The 18,485-nt window shown below is 71.6% G+C and carries 19 protein-coding genes; 8 read left to right on the forward strand and 11 right to left on the reverse strand.

Annotated elements, in window-relative coordinates:
* The first annotated feature begins 155 nt into the window (after positions 1-155).
* Positions 156-1,460 (forward strand): phytase, encoded by a 1,305-nt coding sequence (locus tag CUT83_RS16980; RefSeq protein WP_101256689.1) that lies wholly within the window; start codon positions 156-158, stop codon positions 1,458-1,460.
* Positions 1,461-1,566: 106 nt separating this feature from the next.
* Here CUT83_RS16980 and CUT83_RS16985 read toward each other — a convergent pair whose 3' ends face one another.
* Entirely contained in the window at positions 1,567-2,349 is a 783-nt protein-coding gene (locus tag CUT83_RS16985; RefSeq protein WP_158239025.1) for an ANTAR domain-containing protein, read from the reverse strand.
* A 531-nt stretch (positions 2,350-2,880) separates the two neighbouring features.
* On the opposite strand from CUT83_RS16985, the gene CUT83_RS16990 reads away from it, so the two are divergent.
* From CUT83_RS16990 to CUT83_RS17010, 5 genes are all read left to right on the forward strand, one after another.
* Positions 2,881-3,315 carry an AMIN-like domain-containing (lipo)protein gene (locus CUT83_RS16990; RefSeq protein ID WP_101256691.1) on the forward strand — a complete coding sequence of 145 codons (435 nt, stop codon included), beginning with the start codon at positions 2,881-2,883 and terminating at the stop codon, positions 3,313-3,315.
* Positions 3,316-3,589: 274 nt separating this feature from the next.
* A complete protein-coding gene (locus CUT83_RS16995; RefSeq protein ID WP_101256692.1) occupies positions 3,590-4,285 on the forward strand; it encodes an AMIN-like domain-containing (lipo)protein in 696 nt (231 codons plus the stop codon).
* 137 nt (positions 4,286-4,422) lie between these two features.
* A complete protein-coding gene (locus tag CUT83_RS17000) occupies positions 4,423-5,772 on the forward strand; it encodes a YncE family protein (RefSeq protein WP_107490864.1) in 1,350 nt (449 codons plus the stop codon).
* Positions 5,773-5,930: 158 nt separating this feature from the next.
* The gene (locus tag CUT83_RS17005) at positions 5,931-6,824 is read left to right on the forward strand and encodes an AraC family transcriptional regulator (RefSeq protein ID WP_101256693.1); all 894 of its coding nucleotides are present in this window, start codon (positions 5,931-5,933) and stop codon (positions 6,822-6,824) included.
* A 267-nt stretch (positions 6,825-7,091) separates the two neighbouring features.
* Complete coding sequence (locus CUT83_RS17010; protein ID WP_101256694.1) at positions 7,092-9,434, forward strand: rhamnogalacturonan lyase family protein; 2,343 nt, start codon at positions 7,092-7,094, stop codon at positions 9,432-9,434.
* Between the two features lie 150 nt (positions 9,435-9,584).
* Here CUT83_RS17010 and CUT83_RS17015 read toward each other — a convergent pair whose 3' ends face one another.
* From CUT83_RS17015 to CUT83_RS17025, 3 genes are all read right to left on the reverse strand, one after another.
* Positions 9,585-10,592 carry a zinc-binding dehydrogenase gene (locus tag CUT83_RS17015; protein WP_101256695.1) on the reverse strand — a complete coding sequence of 336 codons (1,008 nt, stop codon included), beginning with the start codon at positions 10,590-10,592 and terminating at the stop codon, positions 9,585-9,587.
* 133 nt (positions 10,593-10,725) lie between these two features.
* The gene (locus CUT83_RS17020) at positions 10,726-11,223 is read right to left on the reverse strand and encodes a hypothetical protein (RefSeq protein ID WP_101256757.1); all 498 of its coding nucleotides are present in this window, start codon (positions 11,221-11,223) and stop codon (positions 10,726-10,728) included.
* Positions 11,224-11,277: 54 nt separating this feature from the next.
* On the reverse strand, positions 11,278-11,568 hold the full coding sequence (locus tag CUT83_RS17025) for a GntR family transcriptional regulator (RefSeq protein ID WP_101256696.1): 291 nt from the start codon (positions 11,566-11,568) through the stop codon (positions 11,278-11,280).
* Positions 11,569-11,878: 310 nt separating this feature from the next.
* On the opposite strand from CUT83_RS17025, the gene CUT83_RS17030 reads away from it, so the two are divergent.
* Positions 11,879-12,097, forward strand: coding sequence for a hypothetical protein (locus CUT83_RS17030; RefSeq protein ID WP_101256697.1), 219 nt, complete (start codon positions 11,879-11,881; stop codon positions 12,095-12,097).
* Positions 12,098-12,350: 253 nt separating this feature from the next.
* On the opposite strand, the gene CUT83_RS17035 is transcribed toward CUT83_RS17030, so the two are convergent.
* The 3 genes from CUT83_RS17035 to CUT83_RS17045 all read right to left on the reverse strand — a co-directional run bounded on the left by CUT83_RS17035 (position 12,351) and on the right by CUT83_RS17045 (position 13,757).
* Positions 12,351-12,653 (reverse strand): XRE family transcriptional regulator, encoded by a 303-nt coding sequence (locus CUT83_RS17035; protein ID WP_101256698.1) that lies wholly within the window; start codon positions 12,651-12,653, stop codon positions 12,351-12,353.
* A 41-nt stretch (positions 12,654-12,694) separates the two neighbouring features.
* Positions 12,695-13,072, reverse strand: a complete 378-nt coding sequence (locus CUT83_RS17040; RefSeq protein ID WP_101256699.1) for a type II toxin-antitoxin system RelE/ParE family toxin — start codon at positions 13,070-13,072, stop codon at positions 12,695-12,697.
* 109 nt (positions 13,073-13,181) lie between these two features.
* The gene (locus tag CUT83_RS17045; RefSeq protein WP_101256700.1) at positions 13,182-13,757 is read right to left on the reverse strand and encodes a TerD family protein; all 576 of its coding nucleotides are present in this window, start codon (positions 13,755-13,757) and stop codon (positions 13,182-13,184) included.
* A 201-nt stretch (positions 13,758-13,958) separates the two neighbouring features.
* Between CUT83_RS17045 and arfB the strand changes: the two genes are divergently transcribed.
* Positions 13,959-14,396 carry an alternative ribosome rescue aminoacyl-tRNA hydrolase ArfB gene (gene arfB / locus CUT83_RS17050; protein WP_093847389.1) on the forward strand — a complete coding sequence of 146 codons (438 nt, stop codon included), beginning with the start codon at positions 13,959-13,961 and terminating at the stop codon, positions 14,394-14,396.
* Between the two features lie 30 nt (positions 14,397-14,426).
* On the opposite strand, the gene CUT83_RS17055 is transcribed toward arfB, so the two are convergent.
* The 4 genes from CUT83_RS17055 to CUT83_RS17070 all read right to left on the reverse strand — a co-directional run bounded on the left by CUT83_RS17055 (position 14,427) and on the right by CUT83_RS17070 (position 18,153).
* Positions 14,427-15,593: a S8 family serine peptidase gene (locus tag CUT83_RS17055; protein ID WP_158239026.1), complete on the reverse strand. Its 1,167-nt coding sequence runs from the start codon at positions 15,591-15,593 to the stop codon at positions 14,427-14,429.
* A gap of 85 nt (positions 15,594-15,678) precedes the next feature.
* Positions 15,679-16,992, reverse strand: coding sequence for a WXG100 family type VII secretion target (locus CUT83_RS29850; protein ID WP_143688576.1), 1,314 nt, complete (start codon positions 16,990-16,992; stop codon positions 15,679-15,681).
* Positions 16,993-17,003: 11 nt separating this feature from the next.
* Positions 17,004-17,462: a DUF2563 family protein gene (locus tag CUT83_RS17065; protein WP_101256703.1), complete on the reverse strand. Its 459-nt coding sequence runs from the start codon at positions 17,460-17,462 to the stop codon at positions 17,004-17,006.
* A 127-nt stretch (positions 17,463-17,589) separates the two neighbouring features.
* Positions 17,590-18,153 (reverse strand): flavin reductase family protein, encoded by a 564-nt coding sequence (locus CUT83_RS17070; protein ID WP_101256704.1) that lies wholly within the window; start codon positions 18,151-18,153, stop codon positions 17,590-17,592.
* Positions 18,154-18,485 lie beyond the last annotated feature (332 nt).

The following is an 18,485-nucleotide window of genomic DNA, read 5'->3' on the forward strand; positions in this document are numbered from 1 at the left end:
AGGAGCGGACGGGCGCGGACAGGGGTGAGGGGTGGCGCCGGGGGCCGAATGCACGGTGTGGGCATGCGCGCGTCAGTGGAGCGAAACCGTCCGGTAACCCCATCGGCGCAGGCTACTCCGGAGGTTCCCGCGCCCCCGATCCGGAGGAGAAGTTTGTGACCGTGCGCCGATCAGGCCGACTGGCGACCCTGCTGTTGTGTACGGCCCTCGCCGTCTGCGCCGCGCCCGCCCACGCGGGTCCGGCCGGCTCGTCAGCCCTGCCCTCCGTCACCCCCCGGGCCGAGACGGAGGCGCTGTACGACGACGAGGAGGGCGGCAACGCCGACGCCGACGACCCCGCGATCTGGCGCAACCCCGCCGACCCCGGCCGCAGCCTGGTCGTCGCCACGGCCAAGGAGGGCGGCCTGCGGGTCTACGACCTCGACGCCCGGCGGATCCAGTCGATCCCCGCGCCCCCGCCCGCCGCGCCCGGTGACGCTCCGGGCCGCTTCAACAACGTCGACCTCCTGCACGGTCTGCGCCTGCCGGGCGGACGTGCCGACCTCGCCGTCGTCAGCGACCGCGGCCACGACCGGCTGCGCTTCTACCGCATCGACCGCGACCGGCCCGGTGGCCCGCTCACCGATGTCACCGACCCCGCGGCGGCCCCGGTCTTCTCCGCCGACCAGGCGGAGATCAACGAGGAGGAGACCGCCTACGGCCTGGCCACCTGGACCGACCGCTCGACGGGCCGCTCCCACGCCCTGGTCAGCCGCAACAACCGCACCACCGTCGCCCTGCTGGAGATCGTCCCCCGCGCCGGCGGCACCGTCGGCTACCGCGAGGTCCGCACCCTGGACCTGCCCGCCTCCTTCCGCCTGCCCAACGGCACCGTCTGGTCGCCGTGCGGCGAGCCGGGCGAACTGCCGCAGGTCGAGGGCATGGTCGTCGATCCGGCGAACGGCATGCTCTACGCCGGGCAGGAGGACGTGGGGGTCTGGCGGATGCGCGCCGACCTCACCGGCAGGCCCGAACTGATCGACAGGGTCCGCGAGTACGGTGTCCCGGCCGCGTACGACGAGGCGAGCGACGAGTGCCTGCCGTCCGGCGCCGACCCGGGCTACGGCGGCGAGCACCTGGCCGCCGACGTCGAGGGCCTGACGCTGCTGACCGAGCGCGACGGCGACGGATACGTGATCGCCTCCAGCCAGGGCGACGACACCTTCGCGCTCTACGACCGCGAGCTCGGCGACGACAACGAGTACGAGGGCGGCTTCCGCGTCACGGCCGCCTCGCGCGTCATCGACGGCTCCGAGGAGTGCGACGGCGCCGCCGTGCTGAACGCGCCGCTGGGGGCGCGGTACCCGGACGGCCTGCTCGTCGTCCAGGACGGGCGGGAGACTCCGGCCGAGGACGGCCGGGAGGCGACCGGCTTCAAGTTCGTCGACCTCGCCGAGGTCATGGACGCCGTGGACGACTGAGCCGTCCGGCCGTCGAGCCGTCCCGCACCCAGGGCCTCCGCCGGGCCCCTGTGGTCCCCGTGGCCGCCCCGAGCTCCCCGGGGCGGCCACGGCCGTCGGGGAGCCGTCACGGGGTGTCGGTGTCCGGCAGGAGGGGCCCCGGCGGGTCGGTCTCGGCCAGGCTCACCAGACCGGCGGCGATGTCGCGGAGCTTGGTGTTGGTGCGCTGGGAGATGGTCACCAGGATCTGGAAGGCGTCCTCGGGGCCGCAGCGGCGCTCGGCCTGGACGATGCCGATGGCCTGGTCGATCGTCGCGCGGCTGCGCATGGCCCGCCGGAGCTGGGACGCCTCCTCCTCCAGTTCGCGGTAGCGTCCGAGGTCGTACGTGGCCTGCGCCAGATGGCGCTCGTAACCGCGCTGGGCGACGGCCGTGTGGTCGCGGGCCGCGGGGGTGTGGGTCTGCCGGTAGGCGCGCTCGATGCGGACCAGTTCCTCGTGGAAGCCGGTGACGTCCTCGACGTGGTGCAGGATCGCCGTTACTTCTCCGCCGGGGTCGAGGACGGGGCTGCTGACCGGGCTCCAGTACTTCTCGCGGAAGCCGGTGGGGCTGTCGGCGAAGGGGACGTCGTACTTCAGGACGGGCAGGGCCTGGGCCGTTCCGGTCGTCAGGACGCGCCGGAACAGGGCGTCCAGATCGCGCATGCCGCCGGCGCCCGGGTCGTCGGGGCCGGCGGGGTAGGCGTCGAAGACGTGCCGCCCGACCACCTCGTTCCGCTCGCGGAACGTCGCCTCCTCACAGGCGCGGTTGACCTCCAGGATCACCAGATCGGTGCCGAGCACCAGCAGGGGTGAGGTCGTGGCACGGAATATGGCCTCGAAGTCGGCGGGGGAGGGAGTAGACGGAGCCATATCCCTACTCATGCTCCGAGTCCGGCATTCAATGCGTACCGCCTCCGCGCGCGGTGCCCTCCGCCACCGTCCGCCGGCCTCGGGGGCTTCACGGCCGACCGCCGTCTCGTCCATGGTGTCGGTGCGGGAAGGTCCGAACGGTACGGGCCGGAGGGGAATACGGCGGGAACGACACCTTTGGCTGGATCGTGGGGGTTGGGTGATTGGCGTCCGGCCCACTCGGCAACAGACCTTTATCAAGCGGGTTCCCGGAGCCCGGCAACCTACGTTCAGGAGCGCGCAGTGACACCTCGTACGACCATGACCGCGATCGCCCTCGCATCGGCCCTCCTCGTGACGGCCTGCGGTGGGGCGGAAGGGGAGGCGGGGGGCGGCGTGAGCACGGCTCCGACGGCCGGCCAATCCGACCAATCCGGCCGGCCCGAACGGTCTGAGGACGCCGGGGGGAGCGCCTCGCCCTCCGCGTCCACCGGCGCGCCCTCGTCCGCCTCCCCGTCACCGTCTCCGCCCGGGGGCGGGGAGGAGGACGTGGTGCTGCGCGACACCTCCCGCAGGACGGGGGCAGCCCGGGACGCGGGGGTGAACGACTTCCCGGAGCTGCGCGGGGTGCGGGTGGGCATCCACGACACCTACGACCGGGTCGTCTTCGACTTCGACGAGGGCACCCCCAGGTTCGTGGCCGAGTACGTGGACACCCTGCACCAGGACGGTTCCGGCGACGTCATCCCTCTCAAGGGGGACCAGGACCTGAAGATCTCCTTCCTGCGGTCCGTGCCCGACCCCGACTTCGACGACGGCGGCAGGAACACCCCCGTCATCCGCGAGCTGCGGCTGGTGAGCTACTTCGAGGGCGAGACGCTCTTCGGCGTCGGCGTCGACCCCGAGGGTGACGGCCCGGCGGGCTTCCGGGTGACCACGGGCAAGAACAAGATCATCCTCGATGTGGCGCACAGGGCGGCGGGCTGACGGCCCCCGGGACGCGGAACGGAGAGCCTTTCGGCCGGAAAACGCTGTTGCTAGGGTGACGGCCACCCGCTCGGCACCGTTGGTATGAGCGGGCTTGGGGGGCTTTTTGTTCCGGGGGGAACGCGGAGCGCCGCTTTCACGGCGCCGGGGGATCGATTCCGCCGGTGTCCGGGGGGCGGAGTTTCGCCACGGCTGGATGCGCACCGGTACGACCGCACTCGCCCGAGCATCCCGGTGTCCGCGGCAATCAGCCGTCCATGCGCAGGAGTTCACAGTGAGAAGCCGTTCCGCCGCGACCGCGATCGCCCTTGTCTCCGTCCTTGTGGTGGCGGGCTGCGAGAAGGGGGCGCAGGACGACGCGGCCCCGACGCCGACGGCCGGGGAGTCCCGGCCCGCCGCCGCGTCCGCGTCCCCGTCCCCGGGCGGGCCGGGCGAGTCCCGGACCCCGGAGCCCGGGGGGTCCGGTGGCCCCGGAGACGACGGCGGGGCCGCCTCGCCGACCGCCGATGGCGACGGCGGCGGCTCCGGGCCGGTCCCGTCCTGGGGCACCGCCCGCAAGGACGGCGAGGCCGAGGGGGCGGACCCGGCGGCCACCCCGAAGCTGACGGCGGTACGGGTGACCGGCCGTGACGTCCACGACCGGGTCACCTTCGAGTTCGACGGCGGTGTCCCGGCGCACATAGTCGCCTACCTGGAGCCGCTGCACCAGCCCGGGAGCGGCACCCTGGTTCCCGTCGAGGGCGAGCACTCCATCGAGGTCGTCCTGGTCGGGGCCCTGCCGGACGGCGAGTACGGCGGGAAGGAGCAGACCTCCGGCGTCCGCGAGATCACCAAGGTCGGTCTGTTCGAGGGTGAGCTGCGGGTCGGCATCGGCCTCGACACCGAGGGCGACGGCCGGGCGGGCTTCCGGGTGGTCACGGAGGCGGACCGGCTCCACGTCGACATCACCCACGGGGCGTCCCCGGTGTGATCCCGCGTTCCCGCCCCGGCCCGGCGCTCCGCCGGGCCGGGGCGGGTGCTGTTCCGCCCGCGCGTCTGGCGGACGAGACGGACGGCCGCTACGTTACCTCCGGTAACCATCCCCGTCCGTCCGAACCGGGAGCGCGCATGACGCCCACACCGTCACCCAACGGCCCCTCCCCGCGACACCGCCCGTCCCGTCCCTCCCGGCGATTCCGGGGGATCGCCGGATGCGCCGCGGCCCTCGCCCTGGCCGCCACGGCCGCCGTACCCGCCTCGGCCTCCGCCGTACCCGCCTCGGCCTCCGCCGTACCCGCCTCGGCCTCCGCGGGGACCGCCGCGGGCGGCGGCCTGAACGAGGTGCTGTTCGTCGGCAACAACTGGGACGGGACCGCCGACGTCATCGAGTCGACCGGCGACTACGCGAAGGTCGGCCGGATCGACGTCATCCCCGACAGGAAGGAGCGGATGCGGGAGATCCACCTCAACCCGATCAGGCTCGCCTTCTTCCTCGGCATCCGCCACACCGTCGGCGAGGGGCACGACCAGTACGTCGACGACATGTACTCCACCCCGGACGGCTCGGCCGTCGTCGTCTCCCGCCCCAGCTTCGCCGACGTGGTCTCGATCGACGTGGCCACGGGGAAGATCAACTGGCGCTTCCCGGTGTCGGGTTTCCGCTCCGACCACATGGCGGTCTCGCCCGACGGCCGCCGCGTGGCGGTGTCGGCGTCCACGTCCAACACCGTCCACGTCCTCGACATCGTCACGGGCGAGGAGGTGGGCTCGTTCGAGACCGGCGACAAGCCGCACGAGAACGTCTTCACCGACGGCGGCCGGCACATCTGGAACATGTCCATCGGCGAGGTCAACAACGACCTCGACGCCCCCTGGCTGGACTGGACGAAGGGCGACCGGCGCATCACGGTCGTCGACGCGGACACCTTCGAGCAGGTGAAGGTGATCGACATGCGCGAGCGGCTGGACGCCTTCGGCCGTGAGGACCTCTCCGACTCGGTGCGGCCCGTGGCCTTCACGCCCGACGAGTCCAGGCTCTACTTCCAGGTGTCGTTCTTCAACGGCTTCCTGGAGTACGACGTGGCCGCCGACGAGATCACCCGGATCAAGGAGCTGCCGAAGAACCCGGACACCGACGAGGACCGCACCACCTGGGTCAACGACTCGCGCCACCACGGCATGTCGATGAACCCTCAGGGCACGAAGCTGTGCGTCGCCGGGACGATGGACGACTACGCCACCGTCGTGGACCGCGGGACGCTGGAGGAGGGGCCGCTGGTGGAGGTCTCCAAGCCGTACTGGGCGACGGTGAGCGGCGACGGCAGGCACTGCGTGGTCTCCGAGAGCGGATCCGACCAGGTCACCGCGATCGACTTCGCGACCGGCCGGAAGGTGGCCTCCGTGCCCGTCGGCGACCACCCGCAGCGGGTGCGCGTGGGGCACGTCCCGGCCGGGTGGACCGGCCCCTCCGCGGGGTGACGCGCGCCCGTCTCCCCGCCCCGGGGTCCGGGGCCGGGGCGGGGAGACGGTGACGGCGTGGACGCCCCGGCCCGCCCGGGCGCATGATCGGAGCGGACCGCGGCGGTCGGGTCGGGCCGGGGTTCCGCCGGGCAGGGTGGAGGTCGAAGGGAGGCCCTGTGATCTCGGCACTCAACCGGCTCGTCGCCCTCGTCGAGGAGCGCATCGCGGACCAGAGCGCGGAGCACCTCGCCGAGGGGCTCGACGTCCGGGGGCTGGCCGGGGAACTCGGCACGACCGAGTACCACCTGCGCCGCATGTTCTCCTCGCTGGCCGGCCTGCCGCTGTCGGAGTACACGCGCCGGCGCCGTATGACCGTCGCCGCCGCCGACGTGGTCCGGGGCGAGGACGGTCTGCTGAACATCGCGGTCCGGTACGGATACGGCTCGGCCGAGGCGTTCGGGCGTGCGTTCCGCGCGGTCCACGGCGCGGGCCCCGGTGAGGTGCGCCGCGACGGAGGCCCCCTTCGCACACAACCGCAGCTCAGGTTCCACCTGACCGTCGAAGGGAGCACCCCCATGGACACCCGCCTCGCCGACCGCCCCGCGTTCCGGCTGATCGGACACGCGGCCCGGGTCCCGCTCATCCACCAGGGCGTCAATCCGCACATCCAGCGGCACGTCACCGCGCTGCCGCAGGAGGAGCATCTGCGGCTAAAGGCCCTCTGCGAGGCCGAGCCGGGAGGTCTGCTGCAGGTCTTCGACGACCTCGACCCCGACGGCACGGAGGGGAGCGAACTGACCTATCTGCACGGGGTCGCCGTCTCCCGGGACGCGCCGGTCCCCGGCGACCTCGACGCCATCGAGGTGCCGGCCGGCGAGTGGGCGGTCTTCCGCACCGCCGGGCCGTATCCGCAGACCCTGCAGACGACCTGGGCCGCGACCGCGACCGAGTGGTTCCCCTCCAACCCGTGGCGCCTTCGGCCGGGGCCCTCGATGGTCGCGGTCCTCGAGCGCGCCGACGACTTCGGCACCGCGACCTGCGAGCTGTGGCTGCCCGTCGAACCGGCGTGACGGCCCGCACCGCGGGACCGGCCCGGGGCCCGGGCCCGCACCCGCGGTGCGGCGCCCGGGCCGGTTCCGCCACTTCGTCCGTGCACGGCTCTTGCCGTCCCGCGACGGCCGCCCCTATCGTCGCGGGAGCGCTCCCACACTCTCTTTCGCACCACCTTCCGTCGGCGCCCCCGGCGTGCACCTCTCCGCCCGGCGCGTCGATGAATCGATTCATCAAGGCCCTTCCCCCCACCCGTGGGCGCGCCACCCCCCAGACAAGGAGCCGCCATGCCTGCCCACAGCACACCCGCAAGACCCCGCTCGGGACCCCGCTCCCGCCTGAGAGGGCTGTACGCCGCCGCGTTTGCCGCGCTGTTGGCCGCCGTCTCACTCGTCGCCCTGCCCGCACAGGAGGCCGGTGCCGCCGAGATCGACACCTCCGCCTACTACCAGCTCGTCTCCCGCCACAGCGGCAAGGCGATCGACGTCTTCGAGCGCTCCACCGACAACGGCGCCTCCGTGGTGCAGTGGACGCCGGGGACGGGCGCCAACCAGCAGTTCCGCTTCGTCCCCTCCGGCGACGGCTGGTACCGGATCGCCGCCCGCCACAGCGGCAAGGTGCTGGACGTGGAGGCCCGTTCCACCGCCGACGGCGCCAACGTCGTCCAGTGGGACGACAAGAACGGCTACAACCAGCAGTTCCGCGTCGCCGACTCCGACGGCGGCCATGTCCGGCTGATCAACCGCCACAGCGGCAAGGCGCTGGACGTGTGGGAGTGGTCCACCGCCGACGGCGCGCGGATCTCCCAGTACACCGACACCGGCGGGCACAACCAGCAGTGGCGCCTGGTGGAGGTGGACGGCGACGACGGCGGGAGTGAGCCCCCGCCCGGGGGCGCCAAGCAGATGGAGGACGTCGACCGGGGCCTGGTCTCGGTCCGTTCGGGCACGGGCAACCTGGTCTCGTGGCGGCTGCTGGGCACCGAGAGCCGCGACACGGCCTTCAACCTCTACCGGGGCGGGACGAAGGTGAACTCCTCGCCCATCACCGGCTCCACCAACCACCTGGACGCCGGCGCCCCCGCCGACGCCTCCTACACCGTGCGCGCGGTGGTGAACGGCGCCGAACAGGCCGCCTCCGGCCCCTCGCTGCGCTTCACCGGCGGCAACCACCTCGACGTGCCGCTCTCCCGCCCCGGCTCCACCTACACCCCCGTCGAGGCCTCCCCCGGCGACCTGGACGGCGACGGGCAGTACGAACTGGTCGTCAAGTGGGACCCGGACAACGCCAAGGACAACTCCCAGTCCGGCACGACAGGCAACGTCTACATCGACGCCTACCGCCTCAGCGGCCAGCGGCTGTGGCGCATCGACCTGGGCCGCAACATCCGTGCCGGAGCCCACTACACCCAGTTCCAGGTCTACGACTACGACGGCGACGGCCGCGCCGAGGTCGCCATGAAGACCGCCGACGCCACCCGCGACGGACGCGGCACCGCCATCGGGAACGCGGGCGCCGACCACCGCAACTCCAGCGGCTACATCCTGTCCGGCCCCGAGTACCTGACGATGTTCGACGGCCTCACCGGCGCCGCGCTGGACACCGTGGACTACGAGCCCGGCCGCGGCAACGTCTCCTCCTGGGGCGACTCCTACGGCAACCGCGTCGACCGCTTCCTGGCCGGCACCGCCTACCTCGACGGCGCCCGGCCCTCCCTGATCATGGCCCGCGGCTACTACACCCGCGCCACCATCGCCGCCTGGGACTTCCGCGACGGGCGGCTCACCCGGCGCTGGCTGTTCGACTCGGACAACTCCGGCAACGGCGCGGCCTACGGCCAGGGCAACCACCAGCTCTCCATCGCCGACGTGGACGCCGACGGCCGCCAGGAGATCGTCTACGGCTCGGCCACCGTCGACGACGACGGCACCCTGATGTACGCCACCGGCTTCGGCCACGGCGACGCCCTGCACGTGGGCGACTTCGTGCCCTCCCGGCCCGGCCTGGAGGTCTTCACCATCCACGAGCCCGGCGACCAGCCCGGCTCCGACCTGCACGACGCCCGCACCGGCCAGGTCATCCACCGCACGCCCACCAGCGGCAGCGAGGGGCCGGGACGCGGCGCGGCCGGCGACATACACGCGGGCAGCGCCGGAGCCGAGTTCTGGGGCTCGGGCCCGAACATGGACCGGCTGCGCAACGCCTCCGGCGGCAGCGTCGGCCGCAACCCGTCCTCGGCCAACTTCCTCGCCTGGTGGGACGGCGACCCGGTCCGCGAACTCCTCGACGGCACCCGGATCGACAAGTACGGCACCGGCGGCGACACCCGCCTGCTGACCGGCAGCGGCGTGGCCTCCAGCAACGGTACGAAGTCCACGCCCGTCCTCTCCGGCGACCTGTTCGGCGACTGGCGCGAGGAGGTGATCTGGCGGCACGGCGACAACTCCGCGCTGCGCATCTACGCCACCACCGCCCCGACCGACCTGAAGCTGCACACCCTCGTCCACGACGCGCAGTACCGGGTGGCGCTGGCCTGGCAGAACACCGCCTACAACCAGCCGCCGCACCCGAGCTTCTTCCTCGGCCAGGGCATGAGCACCCCGCCTCAGCCCAACGTCTACCTGCGCTGACAGCCCCGAAGCCCTCCACAGGAGCCCCCCCCACGGGCCGGGGCCCGCCCGCGCCGCACCGAGCGGCCCGGGCGGGCCCTCGGGCTTTCCGCCTCTGCCAAGAGATATCAGCCGACAGCGGCCTGTCGGCCACTTTGGCGAACACCGGGGTCAGGGGACGAGGACGACCTTGCCCAGGGTGGCGCGGGTCTCCAGGGCGCGGTGGGCGCGGGCGGCGTGGGCCAGGGGGAAGTGGTGGACGGGCGGGACGAGGACGCCCTCGGCGGCCAGCGCCATGGCCTCCTCCTCCAGCACCCGGATGTTCTCCATGCCGCCGATGCGGTCGAACATCGGCCTGCCCAGCACCGAGCGTGAGGTGACTCCCAGCTCCCGCTGCTCCTCCTCGCTCAGCACGGCCTGCCCCTCGGGCGAGAAGCCGGCCGAGGCGTAACCGTAGGAGAGATGGGAGCCACCGGGGGCGAGGAGAGCGGTGGCCCCGCGGCCGAGACCGCCGCCGACGCCCTCGAAGAGATAGGTGACGGGCCGGTCCCCGAACTTCTCCCGGATCCGCCCGGCCCAGTCGCCCCGGGTGTAGTCCACCGCCAGGTCCGCGCCCATGCCCTCCACCGCCCGTACCTTCTCCGGCCCGCCCGCCGCGCCGATGACGGTGGCGCCCCTGTGCCGGGCGTACTGCACCAGGAGCGAGCCGATCCCCCCGGCCGCGGCCAGGACCAGCACCGTGTCGGCGGGGGAGAGGTCGGTGAAGCGGAGGACGCCCATGGCGGTACGGCCGGTGCCCACCAGGGCGACGGCGTGGTCCTCGCTCAGACCGCCGGGCAGCGGATGCAGCCGCTCGACGCCGGTGACGGCCAGCTCGGCGTACCCGCCGGGCACCATGCCCAGATGGGCGGCGACGCGGCGGCCCAGCCACGCCGGATCGACGCCCTCGCCCAGCGCGTCCACGGTGCCGGCGACCTCCCGCCCGGGGATGGTGGGCAGCTCGGCGGGCGTGGGGGTCGGGCCGAGCCGCAGCCCCTCGCGCAGGGCGGTGTCCACCAGGTGCACCCCGGCCGCCGCGACGGCGATCCGTACCTGGCCGGGGCCGGGCTCGGGGTCCGGGACCCGCTCGTAACGGAGGTTCTCGGCGGGGCCGAAGGCGTGCAGACGTACAGCGTGCATGGGCTCTCCCCGTGACTGGTGGGCGGTCGGCCGGGCCGGCGGGCGCCGGCCCGGCGATGACCACTCTCCGCCCTCAAGCGGACTTGAGGTCAAGGCCGTCGGGGCAGGGGCCTCGGGGAGGCAGGGAAGGGCGTCAGACCCTGGGGAAGCGGGCCTGGAGGTCCCAGACCACGGGGTTGTCGCCCAGCCCCTCGTGGATCTCGGTGAGGTCGGCGATCAGGTCGTGCAGGAAGTCGCGGGCCTCGCGGCGCAGCTCGCCGTGGTTGACGGTCAGCGGCGGCTCGTCGGCGGGCAGCCAGTCGGCTGTGACGTCCACCCAGCCGAAGCGGCGCTCGAAGTGGAGGTTGTCGGCCGACTCCACGAAGTCCAGTTCGGCGTACTGCGGCTTGGCGGCACGGCTGCCGAGCGGGTCGCGGTCGAGGCGCTCGGCGATGTCGCACAGCGCCCAGGCGAAGTCGAGCACCGGCACGGTGCCGCGCGCGGTGGACAGCTCCCGGTCCGCCTCGGTGTCCGCGAGGTAGACGTCGCCGCAGAACAGGTCGTGCCGCAGCGCCCGCGTGTCGGCCGAGCGGTAGTCGGTCTGCGGCGGGTCGGGGAAGCGGCGGGAGAGGGAGTAGCCGATGTCGAGCACGGAAGCGATGGTGGCACGGCGGGGCGCGCGTGCGCCCACCGGGCGGGGCGGGGGCTACTCCCGGCCGTCGCCGGGGCCGGCCTCCTCGGGCTTCTGCTCGACGACGAAGGTGCCCTTGCCGTGCACCGTGACGATCAGCCCTCGCTCGCGCAGTACCGCCGTGGCGCGTCGAACTGTCATGTAGGCGACGCCGTACTCGTCGGCCAAGGCGCGCTCCGCGGGCAGGCGCACGCCCGGACGCAGTTCACCCGCCGCGATGCGTGCGGCGATGTGGTCCGCCAGTGCGACATAGACGAGCTGCGGACCCTGCGGGTTGAAGTCGGGTACCTGGCTCCGGTCACTCACACGGGCAACGTAAAGCAGCGATAACCTGCATAAACGACTGAGTAGCTATGTATAGCTCTGTATGGCTTGTAGAGTGAGCCGATAGACGGAACCCCCGCGACCGCTGGCACCGGTCCGGGGGCATGGCCAACGCTGAAAAGGAGCGTCGACATGCAAGACCTTATCCACCGCTGCCTCGACTGGGTCAGGGCGACGCTCCTGCCGCCCGGGAACGGGCGGCACCGGGCTCAGGCCCTCTCGGCCCGTACGCCCGTCCGCGCGGCGCAGGCGCCGGTCCCGCCGCCGCCCGGCCGGGCGGCGGCGGGACCGTGTGCGCGTCCGCGTCACCACGCTGGCCGTACCGCTGCCCGCCCTCCTGCGCCGCTGGGCGGCCGAACCGGCCTACCACGACCCCACGCCCCTGGTCCGCCCCTACGTGGTCGCGTACGAGCAGCAGGAGCGGCGCCGTGCGCTCGCCCTGGCGCTCGACGGCATCGACGTCGGCCCGCCCGTGATCCACGGTGTACGGGTGGGGGCGGTGGCCCGATGACCGGGCGGCGGACGATGCCCTGCTGCCGCTGCGAACGCCGGTTCGCATCTCTGTCCTTCAGCGGCGAGGAGTACCGGTCGGTGGCGTGCCGTCCGGGGCAGCACCGCACCTGCCGGGACGACGAGGCGGCCGAGCCGCCCTGCGAGGGCGTGACCCTGCTGCGCTGCTCCTGCCCCTGTCACGCGCGGGAGCCCGTAGGACGCGGAGGGCGCCCGGCACCGCGCATCGCGGTGCCGGGCGCCCTCGCAAGGCGTCAGGCGATGCGCACCTGCGTGTCACCGAAGTCGGCGACCAGTTCCAGACGCCCGCCCAGGGCCTCCACGTACGAGCGGAGAGTCGCGATCTCGGTCGCGTCGATCTCACCGTTCTCGATCTGCGACACCCGGGGCTGGCGCACTCCCATCGCGGCCGCCACGTCGGCCTGGCGCAGCGCACGCTCCTTCCGGACCTGGGCGAGGCGATAGGCGCGGGCCTCCGACGCCATGGCCCGGCGCCGTTCGGTGACGCGGGTCTCGTCGGTGACGACCCCGGGCCGGACGTCCTTCCAACTCTTCATGGCATTCCCTTGGGGTGTGGTGTCGCTCCGTACACCGAACGTCAATCGTCGGCTCTTCGGGCGTCGAGCTTCTCCAGGTGCTGTGCGTAGCGCTTCTCCGCGACCTTGAGGTTGTCCCTGTACCACTGGGTCCACTGCCCCGACTTGTCGCCCGCGACGAGTAGCACGGCCTGCTGGACCGGATCGAACACGAACAGAATGCGGTACTCGGCGCCGACGGAGGTACGGGGGCGGAGCTCCTTCATGTTGTGGTAGGCCGAGCCCTTGATGCGATCGACAAAGGGTCTGCCGAGGGTCGGGCCGTGCTCTTCGAGAAGGTCGATCGCGGCAACCACGTCATCGGCCTCGGCGGGGTTCGTCTCCGCTAACTCCAGGAGCCAAAGCTCCACCTCCTCCACCAGGAGGATTTCCCAGCTCACGCCTGGATTATGCCTTCAAGCTTATATTTGGGCAACTCTCCGAAGAAGCACGGAGGGCGCCCGGCGCCGCGATGCGCGGTGCCGGGCGCCCTCGCAAGGCGTCAGGAGGTCAGACGTTGACGCCGAAGTCCTTGGCGATGCCGACCAGACCGGAGGCGTAGCCCTGGCCGACCGCGCGGAACTTCCACTCCGCGCCGTGGCGGTACAGCTCGCCGAAGACCATGGCGGTCTCGGTGGCGGCGTCCTCGCTCAGGTCGTAGCGGGCGATCTCGGTGCCGCCGGCCTGGTTGAGGATGCGGATGTAGGCGTTGCGGACCTGGCCGAAGTTCTGGCTGCGGCTCTCGGCGTCGTAGATGGAGACCGGGAAGACGATCTTGTCGATGTCGGCGGGCAGCGCCGCGAGGTTGACGTTGATCTGCTCGTCGTCACCCTCGCCCTCACCGGTGCGGTTGTCACCGGTGTGGACGATCGCCTGGTCCGGGGTGGCCTTGTTGTTGAAGAAGACGAAGTGCTGGTCCGAGTAGACCTGACCGTTCGCGTTGACCGCGATGGCGCTGGCGTCGAGGTCGAAGTCGGTGCCGGTGGTCGTACGGACGTCCCAGCCGAGGCCGACCGTCACGGCGGTCAGGCCGGGGGCCTCCTTGGTGAGCGAGACGTTGCCGCCCTTGGACAGGCTTACAGCCATGGGGATGCCCTTCTGTGGTGTTTCCGTGCTGGCCCTTACTGGTCCATTTCCTACCCTCTCCAACGCCGACGGTGGGGGACCGGGTTCCATGTTTCTTTGCTTTCTTTACCTTCCTCGCCGGTGAGGTGGCCGGGAAGGGGACCCGGAGGGGAGCAGGAGGGCGGGGAAAACGCCGTGACGGCGGGCCCGGATGGCGGGATCATGGGAGCCATGTCCGGGCCCTATCTCATCCGTGGCTCGGTCTCCCTGCCGGAGGCCGAGCTGAACTGGCGTTTCTCGCGCTCGTCCGGGCCTGGCGGCCAGCACGTCAACACCAGCGACAGCCGGGTCGAGCTCCGCTTCGACCTCGCGCGCACCGAGGCACTGCCCGAGGTGTGGAAGGAGCGGGCCCTGGAGCGGCTGGCCGGTCGGCTGGTGGACGGAGTCCTGGTCGTACGGGCCGCCGAGCACCGCTCCCAGTGGCGCAACCGCGAGACCGCGGCCGTACGCATGGCCGCGGTGCTGGCGGAGGCGACCGCACCGCCGCCGCGCCCGCGCAAGAAGGGCAAGATCCCGCGCGGGATCAACGAGCGGCGGCTGCGGAACAAGAAGCACCGCTCCGACGTCAAGCGCGGCCGCTCCGGCCGCGACTGGGGGTAGGCCGGCCGGGCCGGCCCACCCCCTCGTTCCTCAGTACCGGGGCTGTGCCGGTGTCCGTCGCCGGAAGGCTATGGCGGTGACGACCGCGGTGACGGCGACGAGCACTGCGGCTCCGATGCCGATGGCCGTCCAGGGCGGCCCGCTGTCGCCGGTGTCCTCCTGTGCGGCGACCTGCTCGTCGTCCTGCTCCTGCGCCTTGCCGGGCTTGGCGGTGGGCGGTCCCTCGTTCTTGCCGTCGGCCTCTCCGTCCTCGGGGGAGGGGGACTTGGAGGCTTCGAGGGAGGCGTAGTACTTGGAGAAGATCGGGCTCACATCCGCCGGCCCGGGGTCGCCGTCGCCGTCGACCAGGACCTGTGCGGGTCTGACGATGCCGTGCCCGAGGTACATGCTGGGCTCCTCGCCCCGCTGTGACATCCCCGTCGTCTCGACCATCACACGCAGGACCTGGTGGTTGGTCCAGTCGGGGTGCTCAGCCCAGATGAGCGCGGCCGACGCGGACGCGATGGCGGACGCCACACTCGTACCGCCGGGATCGCCAGGAGCGGAGAGAACCAGGTAGGGGCCGTAGTTGGAGAAGTCGGCCACCGTGCCGGTCTCGTCGACCGCGCCTACGGCGACGACGCCCGGCATCGACGCGGGATAGTGCCTCTCGGTCCGTTGGCCGTCATTCCCTGCGGAGGCGAAGACGAGCTTGCCGCGCTCATTGGCTTCGTCGATCGCGTCCTGCAGTTCGTCATAGGTTTCGTTGTCCAGGCTGCCGACGCTCTGTGAGATGTTGATGACCTTGGCGTCGCTTCGTGCCGCATACCGGATCGCTTTGACGAGCGTCTTGTCCCAGCTGGTGATGAACTCGTCCTTGACGCCTGTCCGCACGGGGAGGATTTCTGCGTCGGGCGCCAAGCCCCGAAGGCTGTTTCCTGCTCCAGACCCGGCGATGAGGGCAGCCACCTCTGTCCCGTGGCCGTCTGTGTCCTCGTGGGCGTCAGGCCCCTTTGAGGTGAAGCTCTTCCCCGGCAACAGTCGGCCTTCCAAACCGGGGATGGGCTTTACTCCGGTGTCCAGGACAGCGACCGTCACGCCCTTGCCTTTGCTGACTTTCCACAGCCCTGAGGCGTTCATGGCGTCGAGATACCACTGCTGGTCCGGCCTGATGTCCGCAAAGGCGGGAGGCGCGAACAGCCCCAGAGGCATGAGCATGGCCGTGAGCAGGCCGAGCAGGGTCAGTGCTCGTCTCTGTAGGGGGAGGGCATGGGATCGCATGGGACAGTGCACTTCCTCGGATTTAGTCGATGACCGGCGGCACCACGTCCCGCCGCCCTGCCCAGGTCTCCTCGTCCTCGGCCAGGTAGTCGGGACGATCCTGCCCACGCCGCCGGTTCTCCGACGGCGAATTCGTGCCAGTCGGCCGCCCTGTCACGCCCGGGGTGGTGTTTCCCCGGACAAGCCCGGTGCCGCCTGGTGTGAAACTGGCGCTTCTGGAGCCACTTCCCGTACGGGACGCTCCCGCCGGACTACCTGTCGATGGACTAAAAGGACGCCCAGGGGGCATGCCCCTGCCCGTCGAGGCTCCGCCTCCAGCGGCACCCGCACCCGGGTAACCACCCGTGGGGCGGCCCATGGGAGCACGGTCGCCGGCGACGGTTCCGCGTGGAGTTCCGGTTCCGGGCGCGGGGTTGCCCGCGTGGCGAGGTGTGCCGCCCATGATGCCGTCCTTTACCGAACCTCGTGGCGAAAGGCTGCCTCCGCCGCTGCCGACCGATGGTCTGACGCCGTTGGGGGCGCGGCCCGTCTGCTGGACCGGCCCGGTGGATGGCATCGGAGCCACCGGAGGAGAGGGCGGACTGGCGGATTGCTGAGAGGGCATGGGCGTTACGGTCTGCGGCCGCTGCTCAGCCACGGGAAGAGGGGTGACGGAGTCGAGTTTCGTATTCGTGGGGCGGTCGAACACGGGAGTGGAACGTTCAGCGGTGGGGGAGGGGGAACGTCCCTCCGTGCCGCCCTGGCCGGTTGCCGGTCTGTCGGAGCTAGTGCCTTGTTCCCGATACACCGTTGAGCTGCTACCCGATGCCGCCCCCGGCGTACTGTTGCTGGAACCCTCGTGCTGTTTGCCGTCAGGCAGCGGCTTGAAGTCCGGCTCCTCCGCGGCGCGGAGTGCTTCCCCGGTCGTCCTGTAGTACGACGACAGCCGGTTGAGCTGGTTGATCGCCTCCTGGCGCTTGCTCTCCTCGCTCTCCAGGCGGGCCTTTTCCTTCTCCGGATCGGCGTAGCACATCAACTCGGGCTCGGGGATGGCGGCCTTGGCCTCGGTCAGGGCCTGGCCCGCGTTGACCATGTGATGCCCGAGCGTGCGGACGTACGCGGCGAACCGCATGGACTCCAGGGCGAACTGACGCCCCCACTCGCGGAAGGCGTCGCCGCCCTCGCCGTCCCATTCCACGCGGTCGATGTAGGTGCGCAGTTCGCTGCCGATGCCGTCCATGTCGGAGCCGGCCTTGCCGAGGGCCTGACCGCGCGAGGTGAGCAGGCCGGGGTCGGCCTTCGTGACCATCGCGTTGAGCGCGGCGAGTGACTTGCCCTCGAACTCTCCCGTAGCCATTCCTGCCCCCCTCAGTCGAAGTCCGTGTCCGCGTCGAGGGCCTTCCTGTTGCCTTCGGAGGAGGCGTCCTTGCCCTCCTCCGAGTCACCCTGCCGACTTGCCGACCAGTGCTCGTCCACCTGCGTCTGGATGGCCTGGAAGCGCTGTCGCCGTTCCGCCTCGACGTTGCCGTAGCCCTTGTCCACGATCTCGGTGGCGATCCCCAGCGCCTCCAACTGCTCGCCGAACAGCCGGGAGAGGGCTTCCAGGCGCGTGTGCACCTTCTCATAGAGGGCTGACAGATCCTCCGCCGCGCTGAAGCCCGTGCCGTACGCGTCCGGGGTGACGGTCTGTTCGCCGATCTGTTTGTGGGACGCGGGGGACTTCCCCAGCTCGCCCAGGAGTTCGTCGATGCGGCCCTTGAAGGCGGTGAGTGTCTCGGCCTGGTAGTTCAGGCTCTTGCCACCGCCGAAGTCACGTTCGCCCGTCACGCCGTGCCCCCGTCCCCCGATTAGTCGCCACGCTGTGCCAAGGTCGTGTCACGTCAGTGTAGTCAGCAGACGATCCGGCCCGTCGGGGGCTGTGGACGACGGGCGCGTTTTCCGGCCGGGGCGGTCGTTATGACAGGTGGCGGTAGCGTCCGCGGAAGTACGTCAGTGGCCTGCCCTCCGAGGACGGCAGCGAGGTGGCCAGTACCCGGCCGATCACCAGCGTGTGGTCGCCCGCGCCCACCCGCTGCTCGGTGCGGCACTCCACCGTCGCCAGCGCGCCGTCGGCGAGGGGGGCGCCGGAGGCCTCGCCGCGGGTACAGGGCATGTCCTGGAAGAGCAGGCGGTCGCTGACCCTGCCGCGCATGGAGAAGCGGCCCGCGATGTGGCGCTGGCCCTCCGCGAGCAGGGAGGCGGCCCACAGGGGCTGCCGTTCCAGCAGCTCGTCCATTCGGGAGCCCTCGCGCACGCTGACCAGTACCAGCGGCGGGTCCAGGGAGACGGAGAGGAAGGAGGTCGCGGTCATGCCCACGTCCTCGCCGCGCGGCCCGTCCTCCGGGTCGTGCGCCGTCACCAGTACCACGCCCGCGGCCAGCCGTGCCAGGGCCGCGCGGAACTCCTCCTCGCCCACCCCCTCAGGATGCGGGAGGCCCGAGGTGCGGCGCGAGGGCGAAGTGGGGGCGTTCCGGGACATCTGTTGCTGTGGTGTCGGGTGCACACCCCGCACGCTAGACGCTGCTCCGGGAGGCCGCATCGGCCCCCGGGACCAGAGCGGACCTAGGTACATCGGCTGAATGATCCGCAGGTCAGGACCGGAATTTGCGTTCGGTACGGGTGTGGTGCGGATCGGAGCGCTCCCATGCGGCGCAGTCGCGCACCCACGCTCTGTTGTGACATGAGTCACACACGGGGTCAATTGTTGACCCTGTGTACCGGCTGGACAGCTCGCTGTGATTCAGTGGCCTGAAGACAGGAGGAAGTCCAAAACCGGATCATCTGGAGTCACCCACTCGAGTCTCAGGGGGA

It is taken from the genome of Streptomyces barkulensis, from assembly GCF_002843305.1.
In the GTDB taxonomy this organism is placed as follows: Bacteria; Actinomycetota; Actinomycetes; order Streptomycetales; family Streptomycetaceae; genus Streptomyces; species Streptomyces barkulensis.

Excerpts from the sequence above, each read along its gene's own strand:
- CUT83_RS17000 (WP_107490864.1), top strand. The coding sequence starts at position 4,423 with ATGACGCCCACACCGTCACCCAACGGCCCCTCCCCGCGACACCGCCCG.
- CUT83_RS29850 (WP_143688576.1), bottom strand. The coding sequence starts at position 16,992 with ATGGCTACGGGAGAGTTCGAGGGCAAGTCACTCGCCGCGCTCAACGCG.
- CUT83_RS17035 (WP_101256698.1), bottom strand. The coding sequence starts at position 12,653 with ATGAAGAGTTGGAAGGACGTCCGGCCCGGGGTCGTCACCGACGAGACC.
- CUT83_RS17010 (WP_101256694.1), top strand. The coding sequence starts at position 7,092 with ATGCCTGCCCACAGCACACCCGCAAGACCCCGCTCGGGACCCCGCTCC.
- CUT83_RS17015 (WP_101256695.1), bottom strand. The coding sequence starts at position 10,592 with ATGCACGCTGTACGTCTGCACGCCTTCGGCCCCGCCGAGAACCTCCGT.
- CUT83_RS16985 (WP_158239025.1), bottom strand. The coding sequence starts at position 2,349 with ATGGCTCCGTCTACTCCCTCCCCCGCCGACTTCGAGGCCATATTCCGT.
- CUT83_RS17055 (WP_158239026.1), bottom strand. The coding sequence starts at position 15,593 with ATGCTCATGCCTCTGGGGCTGTTCGCGCCTCCCGCCTTTGCGGACATC.
- CUT83_RS17070 (WP_101256704.1), bottom strand. The coding sequence starts at position 18,153 with ATGTCCCGGAACGCCCCCACTTCGCCCTCGCGCCGCACCTCGGGCCTC.
- CUT83_RS17045 (WP_101256700.1), bottom strand. The coding sequence starts at position 13,757 with ATGGCTGTAAGCCTGTCCAAGGGCGGCAACGTCTCGCTCACCAAGGAG.
- arfB (WP_093847389.1), top strand. The coding sequence starts at position 13,959 with ATGGGAGCCATGTCCGGGCCCTATCTCATCCGTGGCTCGGTCTCCCTG.